This is a genomic window from Pseudomonas sp. MWU12-2345 (assembly GCF_023242385.1).
GTDB classification, from domain to species: domain Bacteria; phylum Pseudomonadota; class Gammaproteobacteria; order Pseudomonadales; family Pseudomonadaceae; genus Aquipseudomonas; species Aquipseudomonas gingeri_D.
In genome coordinates this window covers 450436-457811 of record NZ_JALLJA010000002.1, presented here as the reverse complement: position 1 = coordinate 457811, position 7376 = coordinate 450436, and the positions used below count along the sequence as shown (strand labels likewise).

8 protein-coding genes are annotated in these 7376 nt (G+C 60.8%); 4 read left to right on the top strand and 4 right to left on the bottom strand.

The window, feature by feature from the left end; all coding sequences use genetic code 11:
* Positions 1-35 precede the first annotated feature (35 nt).
* Positions 36-638 (bottom strand): peroxiredoxin, encoded by a 603-nt coding sequence (locus tag M5C71_RS08410; protein ID WP_103494166.1) that lies wholly within the window; start codon positions 636-638, stop codon positions 36-38.
* 287 nt (positions 639-925) lie between these two features.
* Between M5C71_RS08410 and M5C71_RS08405 the strand changes: the two genes are divergently transcribed.
* Positions 926-1144 (top strand): bacterioferritin-associated ferredoxin, encoded by a 219-nt coding sequence (locus M5C71_RS08405; protein ID WP_103494167.1) that lies wholly within the window; start codon positions 926-928, stop codon positions 1142-1144.
* Positions 1145-1344: 200 nt separating this feature from the next.
* A complete protein-coding gene (gene bfr / locus M5C71_RS08400; RefSeq protein WP_103494168.1) occupies positions 1345-1815 on the top strand; it encodes a bacterioferritin in 471 nt (156 codons plus the stop codon).
* A 184-nt stretch (positions 1816-1999) separates the two neighbouring features.
* On the opposite strand, the gene grxD is transcribed toward bfr, so the two are convergent.
* The 3 genes from grxD to M5C71_RS08385 all read right to left on the bottom strand — a co-directional run bounded on the left by grxD (position 2000) and on the right by M5C71_RS08385 (position 4982).
* Complete coding sequence (gene grxD / locus M5C71_RS08395; protein ID WP_103494169.1) at positions 2000-2341, bottom strand: Grx4 family monothiol glutaredoxin; 342 nt, start codon at positions 2339-2341, stop codon at positions 2000-2002.
* A 109-nt stretch (positions 2342-2450) separates the two neighbouring features.
* Positions 2451-4556: a molybdopterin oxidoreductase family protein gene (locus M5C71_RS08390; protein ID WP_248767610.1), complete on the bottom strand. Its 2106-nt coding sequence runs from the start codon at positions 4554-4556 to the stop codon at positions 2451-2453.
* Positions 4557-4691: 135 nt separating this feature from the next.
* Positions 4692-4982 carry a hypothetical protein gene (locus M5C71_RS08385; RefSeq protein ID WP_248767609.1) on the bottom strand — a complete coding sequence of 97 codons (291 nt, stop codon included), beginning with the start codon at positions 4980-4982 and terminating at the stop codon, positions 4692-4694.
* 419 nt (positions 4983-5401) lie between these two features.
* Here M5C71_RS08385 and argF point away from each other — a divergent pair, with 419 nt between their 5' ends.
* Together argF and M5C71_RS08375 are read left to right on the top strand one after the other, a co-directional pair.
* Positions 5402-6322 carry an ornithine carbamoyltransferase gene (gene argF / locus M5C71_RS08380; protein ID WP_248767608.1) on the top strand — a complete coding sequence of 307 codons (921 nt, stop codon included), beginning with the start codon at positions 5402-5404 and terminating at the stop codon, positions 6320-6322.
* Positions 6319-7368, top strand: coding sequence for an ABC transporter ATP-binding protein (locus M5C71_RS08375; RefSeq protein ID WP_248767607.1), 1050 nt, complete (start codon positions 6319-6321; stop codon positions 7366-7368). Before argF ends, M5C71_RS08375 begins: the two co-directional genes overlap by 4 nt.
* Positions 7369-7376 lie beyond the last annotated feature (8 nt).

Genomic DNA, 7376 nt, shown 5'->3' with positions numbered 1-7376 from the left:
ATCAAGACCGGTTTTTTTATGCATGAAGCTGGCGCTTACAGCTTGCCGGCGTTCTCGGTCAGGTACTTGGCAACGCCTTCTGGCGAAGCGTCCATGCCCTTGTCGCCTTTTTTCCAGTTGGCTGGGCAGACTTCGCCGTGCTCTTCGTGGAATTGCAGGGCGTCGACCAGACGAATCAGTTCTTCCATGTTACGGCCCAGCGGCAGGTCGTTGATGATCTGCGAGCGGACAACGCCCTTGTCGTCGATCAGGAACGCGCCACGGAAGGCCACGCCGCCTTCGGACTCAACGTCGTAGGCCTTGGCGATGTCGTGCTTCATGTCGGCAGCCATGGTGTATTTGACTTTGCCGATGCCGCCGTCATTGATGGCGGTGTTGCGCCAGGCGTTGTGGGTGAAGTGCGAGTCGATCGAAACGGCCACGACTTCAACGTTGCGCGCCTTGAAGTCGTCCATGCGGTGGTCCAGGGCGATCAGCTCGGACGGGCAGACGAAGGTGAAGTCCAGCGGGTAGAAGAACACCAGGCCGTATTTGCCTTTGATGGCCGAGGACAGGGTGAAGCTTTCAACGATTTCGCCATTGCCCAGTACGGCAGGGACGGTGAAGTCGGGGGCTTGTTTGCCTACGAGTACGCTCATTGGATATCTCCTGGTGTTGATGCGGTAAAGAACAAGGTCCAGCCCAGCCTGCCATAAGCAGACGACAAGACTGTGACGTGACCTACCTTCCTAAGGACCGACCATCATACACCGCGTTTTTCGACTGTCCCCAACGCTTTTTACAAACTCGCCCGCCAAGGCGGTGACACCGTTCGTCAGACAAGCAGCGCGCTGACAAAAGCTTTACCGAAAGCACTTTGACAATCATTCTCGTTAACATTAAGATCCAGCGCAATCGAGCCTTAATCAGCGATGGTTCTCACCTTATGTATGTCTGCCTCTGCACTGGCGTCACCGATGGGCAAATCCGCGAAGCGATTTATGAAGGTTGCTGCAGCTATCGCGAAGTGCGACAAGCCACCGGCGTGGCCAGCCAATGCGGCAAATGTGCGTGCCTGGCCAAGCAGGTGGTGCGCGAGACCCTGACCGAGCTGCAAAGCCAGCAGGCGGCGATCCCTTACCCGGTAGAATTTTCCGCCGCGTAAAGAACGAACTTTAAAAGAGCCGGACCTCGCGTCCGGTTTTTTTATGCCTGTAATTCAATCGCTTAGGACTAAGACGCGGAACACAAACATTCTTATTCCGATTAATTTTTATATATGATTCAACAACTTAGGTTTGACACTCGAAGTTGCCGGGATCAAACTCTGCCTTATAGTCAGTTATTACAGGACAGGTCCACACCATGAAAGGCGATATCACGGTCATCCAGCATCTCAACAAGATCCTTGCCAATGAGCTGGTCGCGATCAACCAATACTTCCTGCACGCACGCATGTATGAAGACTGGGGCCTGAACAAGCTGGGCAAGCACGAGTACCACGAGTCCATCGACGAGATGAAGCACGCGGACAAGCTGATCAAGCGCATCCTGTTCCTCGAGGGCCTGCCCAACGTGCAGGACCTGGGCAAGCTGCACATCGGCGAACACACCAAGGAAATGCTCGAGTGCGACCTGCGCATCGAACGTAGCGGCCATGCCGACCTGAAAGCGGCCATTGCCCACTGCGAAGCCATGGGCGACTTCGGCAGCCGCGAACTGCTGGAGGATATCCTCGAATCCGAGGAAGAGCATATCGACTGGCTGGAAACCCAACTGGGCCTGATCGACAAAGTCGGTCTCGAGAACTACCTGCAGTCGCAAATGGGCGAATAAACAGCGCCCATTAAAAAGCCCCGCCTTCTTGTTCAGAGTGCGGGGCTTTTTTACAGGTGCCGAATAAACAAACACCTATCCCTGTAGGCACTGGCTTGCCGGCGATGAGGCCCGTAAGTCTTGTATCGATCTTGCGGACGTCATCGCCGGCAAGCCGGCTCCTACAGGATTGCGTGCAATCGACTCAGGCTTCGGTCTTGGCCGCTGCCGCTTTGGTCGCTGCATCCTTGACCAGGGCCTGCAACTCACCGTTGGCGAACATTTCCGCCATGATGTCGCTGCCGCCGACCAGTTCGCCACCGACCCACAGTTGTGGGAACGTCGGCCAGTTGGCGTACTTCGGCAGGTTGGCGCGGATTTCCGGATTCTGCAGGATGTCCACGTAGGCGAACTTCTCGCCACAGCCCATCACGGCCTGCGCGGCCTTGGCGGAAAAGCCGCACTGTGGAGCATTCGGCGAGCCTTTCATGTAAAGCAGAATGGTGTTGTTGGCAATCTGCTCTTTAATCGTTTCGATGATATCCACAAGGCACCTCTTCTGAACTTTCCGACTCTGTTGTCGGCACGGTGAGGCATTGTAACGGAAAGCCGAGCGTGGTGCTCGGTCTGCCCGATATCCGCCACCATGGCCGTTGTCAGGCCGCCGCCACCGTGACTGGCACGCCGTTCAGCGCCGCGTTGCCAGACAAGACGTCCAATTGGCGTTCATCGGTCAGGTCGTTGGCGCTGGAGCCCGGCTGGCCACTGGCAATCGCCATCTTCACCCCGGGCCGCGCATGCCCCCAACCATGGGGCAGGCTCACCACGCCGGGCATCATCTCCAGGCTGGCGAGCACCTCCACCTCGATCATGCCGACCCGCGAGCTGACCTGCACCCGCTGCCCATCCTCGAGACTGCGGCTGGCCAGGTCATCGGGGTGCATCAGCAGTTGATGGCGCGGCTTGCCCTTCACCAGGCGGTGATAGTTGTGCATCCACGAATTATTGCTACGTACATGCCGGCGGCCGATCATCAGCAACTCCCCGACTTGTGGTGCCTGTTGCGCGGCGAAGCGAGCGAGGTCGGCGAGGATCACCGCCGGTGCCGCCTGGACCCGCTGCCCGGGCGTCTTGAGGCGTGGCGCCAGGTTCGGCTTGAGCGCGCCGAGATCGACGCCATGGGGAAAGTCCTCCAGGGTCTTGAGCGACAGCTGGTGCGACGAGGCATCGCCATACAGCCCCATGCGCAAGCCCATGTCGATCATCTGCGCCGGGGCCATGGTCGGCTTGAGCACCTGGCCGGTCAGGCTGGAAAACGCCTTGGCCAGGCCGACAAAAATCTCCCAGTCGTGCAACGCACCGGCAGGCTTGGCCAGGATCGCCTTGTTGAAACGGCTGATGTTACGCACCGCGAACATATTGAAGGTGGTGTCGTAGTGATCGTTTTCCAGGGCCGAGGTCGACGGCAGGATCAGGTCGGCATAACGGGTGGTTTCGTTGATGTACAGGTCGATACTGACCATGAACTCCAGGCCGTCCAGTGCCTGCTCCAGTTGCCGGCCATTGGGCGTGGACAACACCGGGTTGCCGGCGATCGTCACCAGGGCCCGCACCTGCCCTTCCCCTTCGCTGAGCATTTCCTCGGCCAGGGCCGACACCGGCAATTCGCCACTGTACTCCGGCAGCCCGGACACCCGGCTCTGCCAGCGATTGAAGTGGCCGCCGGAGGTCGAGGCCACCAGGTCCACCGCAGGCTCGGTGCACAAGGCCCCGCCGACCCGATCGAGATTGCCGGTCACCAGGTTGATCAACTGCACCAGCCAGTGACACAAGGTGCCGAACGACTGGGTCGAGACGCCCATCCGTCCATAGCAGACCGCCTTGTCCGCCGCGGCGAAGTCCCGGGCCAACTGGCGGATCTGCGCCGCCGGCACCGCACACAGCGGGCTCATGGATTCGGCGCTGAAACCGGCCACGGCCTGGCGCACTTCATCGAGGCCGTCCACCGGCAAATGGCTGGCACGCGTCAGCCCTTCAGCAAACAAGGTATTGAGCAGGCCGAACAGCAAGGCCGCATCCCCGCCCGGACGCACGAACAGGTGCTGGTCGGCCATGGCCGCCGTTTCGCTGCGCCGAGGATCGACCACCACGACTTTGCCGCCCCGGGCCTGGATCGCCTTCAGGCGCTTTTCCACATCCGGCACGGTCATGATGCTGCCGTTGGAAGCCAGTGGATTGCCGCCCAGGATCAACATGAAATCGGTGTGATCGATATCCGGAATCGGCAGCAACAGGCCATGGCCATACATCAGGTGGCTGCTCAGGTGGTGCGGCAATTGATCGACGGAGGTCGCGGAAAAACGATTGCGGGTTTTCAACAGGCCGAGAAAGTAGTTGCCGTGGGTCATCAACCCATAGTTGTGCACACTGGGGTTGCCCTGATAGATCGCCACGGCATTCTGGCCATGCCGGGCCTGGATCGCCGCCAGGCGTTCGGCCACCAGGGAAAAGGCCTCATCCCACTCGATCGGCAACCATTCGCTGCCCACTCGACGCATCGGCTGGCGCAGACGATCCGGATCGTTCTGGATATCCTGCAGCGCCACCGCCTTGGGACAGATATGCCCGCGACTGAAGGTATCGAGCGGATCGCCCTTGATCGAGGTGATCTGCACCGACGCTTCGGTGGTGGTGGTTTCGATGGTCAGGCCGCAGATGGCCTCGCACAGGTGGCAGGCACGGTGGTGGAGAGTCTTGGTCATGGCCAGTCTCTGTCTTGTTCAAGGCAACCCGGATCGGTTGCGAGAACAAAACTATGGCCCTACGCCGGGCAGCATGCCAGCGACGTTCATCTTGTGAATCGGGGGGCATCAGGCCTGCCGATGGCAGCCCTGAAATCAGGCCGAGGGCAGCATGGGAGCAGGTTGCAACTGGATCTCCTCAATCGTCTCGAGCTGCTCCTGGCCCATATGGACCCCGGTCAGCTCGCCGATCAGGCGCCAATGCTCGTCGAGACCGGAACTGATGGTCGCCATGCGATCGATCATCCGACGACCGGCCGCCCGGGTCACGTCATCTTCGCTACGCAACAACTCGAACGACATCGAGGTCACGGAGGCGGTCATATGGGTCAGTGCCTGCGCCGTCAGCTTCAGCAATTCCATCAATTGTTGCTCTTTCGATTCCATTCCAAAGCCTCCATGTGTCCGCGGTGACACATTTTACAACCTAGCAGATTAGTTTAGGAAATGTTTCCACACCTGCCATCTTGCACGCCAATACCCCGCCCGGACAGTCAGAAAGCGACCAGGACCCGCCTGCGCCCGTCGCCCTCGATTGCCAAGGGTTCCGGGCACAGTGTACAAAGACCCGCTGTCGCCAGTGGGCCGGCGTGTATCGGACAGGGAAAAGGTCATGCCCAGCAGGACGATGCAGACCTCAATCGCCCTGAAACCAAGCCTCCTATTGGTAACACGCGACATTTTCTTATACGATCGCGTCTCCCCCTATTTCGTCGCCCCGTGCGGCTTACGCCGCAGGTCTCGCCCGTTTTTCCGTAAAACCCGGCTTTGAGTATCTGCGGTCTGTTGCAAAAAGGTAGTTAATGATGAGCGCAAGGCACTTTCTCTCCCTGATGGATTGCACGCCCGAAGAGCTGGTCAGCGTGATTCGTCGAGGCATCGAGCTGAAGGACCTGCGTGACCGCGGCGTACTCTTCGAGCCACTCAAGGGTCGGATTCTCGGGATGATTTTCGAGAAATCCTCGACGCGCACCCGCGTCTCCTTCGAAGCCGGCATGATCCAGCTGGGCGGCCAGGCGATTTTCCTCTCGCCGCGCGACACCCAACTGGGCCGGGGCGAGCCGATCGGCGACAGCGCCATCGTCCTGTCGCGCATGCTCGATGTGGTCATGCTCCGCACCTTCAAGCACAGCACCCTGACCGAGTTCGCCGCCAACTCCCGGGTCCCGGTGATCAACGGCCTGTCCGATGACCTGCACCCCTGCCAGTTGCTCGCCGACATGCAGACGTTCCTCGAACATCGCGGCTCGATCCAGGGCAAGACCGTGACCTGGATCGGCGACGGCAACAACATGTGCAACAGCTATATCGAGGCGGCCATCCAGTTCGACTTCCAGCTGCGGGTCAGTTGCCCCGAAGGTTATGACCCCAGCCCGGCGCTGCTGGCCCAGGCCGGCGAGCGGGTCCGAATGGTCCGCGATCCACGTGAAGCGGTACGCGGCGCGCACCTGGTGAGCACCGATGTCTGGACCTCCATGGGCCAGGAAGAAGAAACCGCCAAGCGCCTGGCCCTGTTCGCGCCCCTGCAAGTCACCCGCGAACTGCTCGACCTGGCCGCGCCCGAGGTGCTGTTCCTGCACTGCCTGCCGGCCCACCGGGGTGAGGAAATCAGCCTCGACCTGCTCGACGACCCGCGTTCGGTCGCCTGGGACCAGGCCGAGAACCGCCTGCATGCACAAAAGGCCCTGCTTGAATTCCTGGTTGCGCCGGCGTATCGCCCTGCATGAGTCATTCGCCGCTGTTGAACCTGCATGACCTGGCCTGCGGCTATCAAGCGCAACGGGTCGTGCAGAACCTCAACCTGCACCTCAACAGCGGGGACATCGGTTGCCTGCTCGGCGCGTCCGGGTGCGGCAAGACCACCACCCTGCGAGCCATTGCCGGTTTCGAGCCGGTGCACGAGGGCGAAATCCAGCTGGCGGGCGACGTCATCTCCCGCGCCGGTTTCACCCTCGCGCCGGAGAAACGCCGGATCGGCATGGTGTTCCAGGACTACGCGCTGTTTCCGCACCTGAGCGTCGCCGACAACATCGCCTTCGGCATTCGCCTGCACCCGCGCAAGACTCGGATCACCGAGGACATGCTCGAGCTGGTCAACCTCAAGGGACTGGGCAAGCGTTATCCCCATGAACTCTCCGGCGGCCAGCAGCAACGGGTGGCCCTGGCCCGCGCCCTGGCGCCGGAGCCGCAACTGCTGTTGCTCGACGAGCCGTTTTCCAACCTCGACGTCGAGCTGCGGCGCAAGCTCAGCCAGGAAGTCCGGGACATCCTCAAGCAGCGCGGCACCAGCGCGATCCTGGTGACCCACGACCAGGAAGAAGCCTTCGCCGTCAGCGACCAGGTCGGTGTGTTCAAGGAGGGCCGTCTGGAACAGTGGGATACGCCCTACAACCTTTATCACCAACCGCAGACGCCTTTCGTCGCGAGCTTTATCGGCCAGGGCTACTTCATTCGTGGGCAACTGAGCAGCCAGGAGTCAGTGCAGACCGAACTGGGCGTGCTGCGCGGCAATCGGGCCTACGCCTGGCCGCTGGGCGGTGCAGTGGATGTGCTGCTACGACCGGATGACATCGTCCATGCCCCAGACAGCGCGCTGAAGGCCACGGTCCTCGGCAAGACCTTCCTCGGTGCCTCGACCCTGTATCGCCTGCAACTGCCCAGCGGCAGCCAGCTGGAATCGATTTTCCCCAGTCACGTCGATCACCTGCCGGGAACATCGGTAGGTATTCGCGTGACAGCCGAGCATCTGGTGCTGTTCCTGCCCGCCGCGTAGACCGTGAG

Coding starts and splice junctions, on each gene's coding strand:
- argF (WP_248767608.1), top strand. CDS start 5,402: ATGAGCGCAAGGCACTTTCTCTCCCTGATGGATTGCACGCCCGAAGAG.
- bfr (WP_103494168.1), top strand. CDS start 1,345: ATGAAAGGCGATATCACGGTCATCCAGCATCTCAACAAGATCCTTGCC.
- M5C71_RS08375 (WP_248767607.1), top strand. CDS start 6,319: ATGAGTCATTCGCCGCTGTTGAACCTGCATGACCTGGCCTGCGGCTAT.
- M5C71_RS08390 (WP_248767610.1), bottom strand. CDS start 4,556: ATGACCAAGACTCTCCACCACCGTGCCTGCCACCTGTGCGAGGCCATC.
- M5C71_RS08410 (WP_103494166.1), bottom strand. CDS start 638: ATGAGCGTACTCGTAGGCAAACAAGCCCCCGACTTCACCGTCCCTGCC.
- M5C71_RS08405 (WP_103494167.1), top strand. CDS start 926: ATGTATGTCTGCCTCTGCACTGGCGTCACCGATGGGCAAATCCGCGAA.
- M5C71_RS08385 (WP_248767609.1), bottom strand. CDS start 4,982: ATGGAATCGAAAGAGCAACAATTGATGGAATTGCTGAAGCTGACGGCG.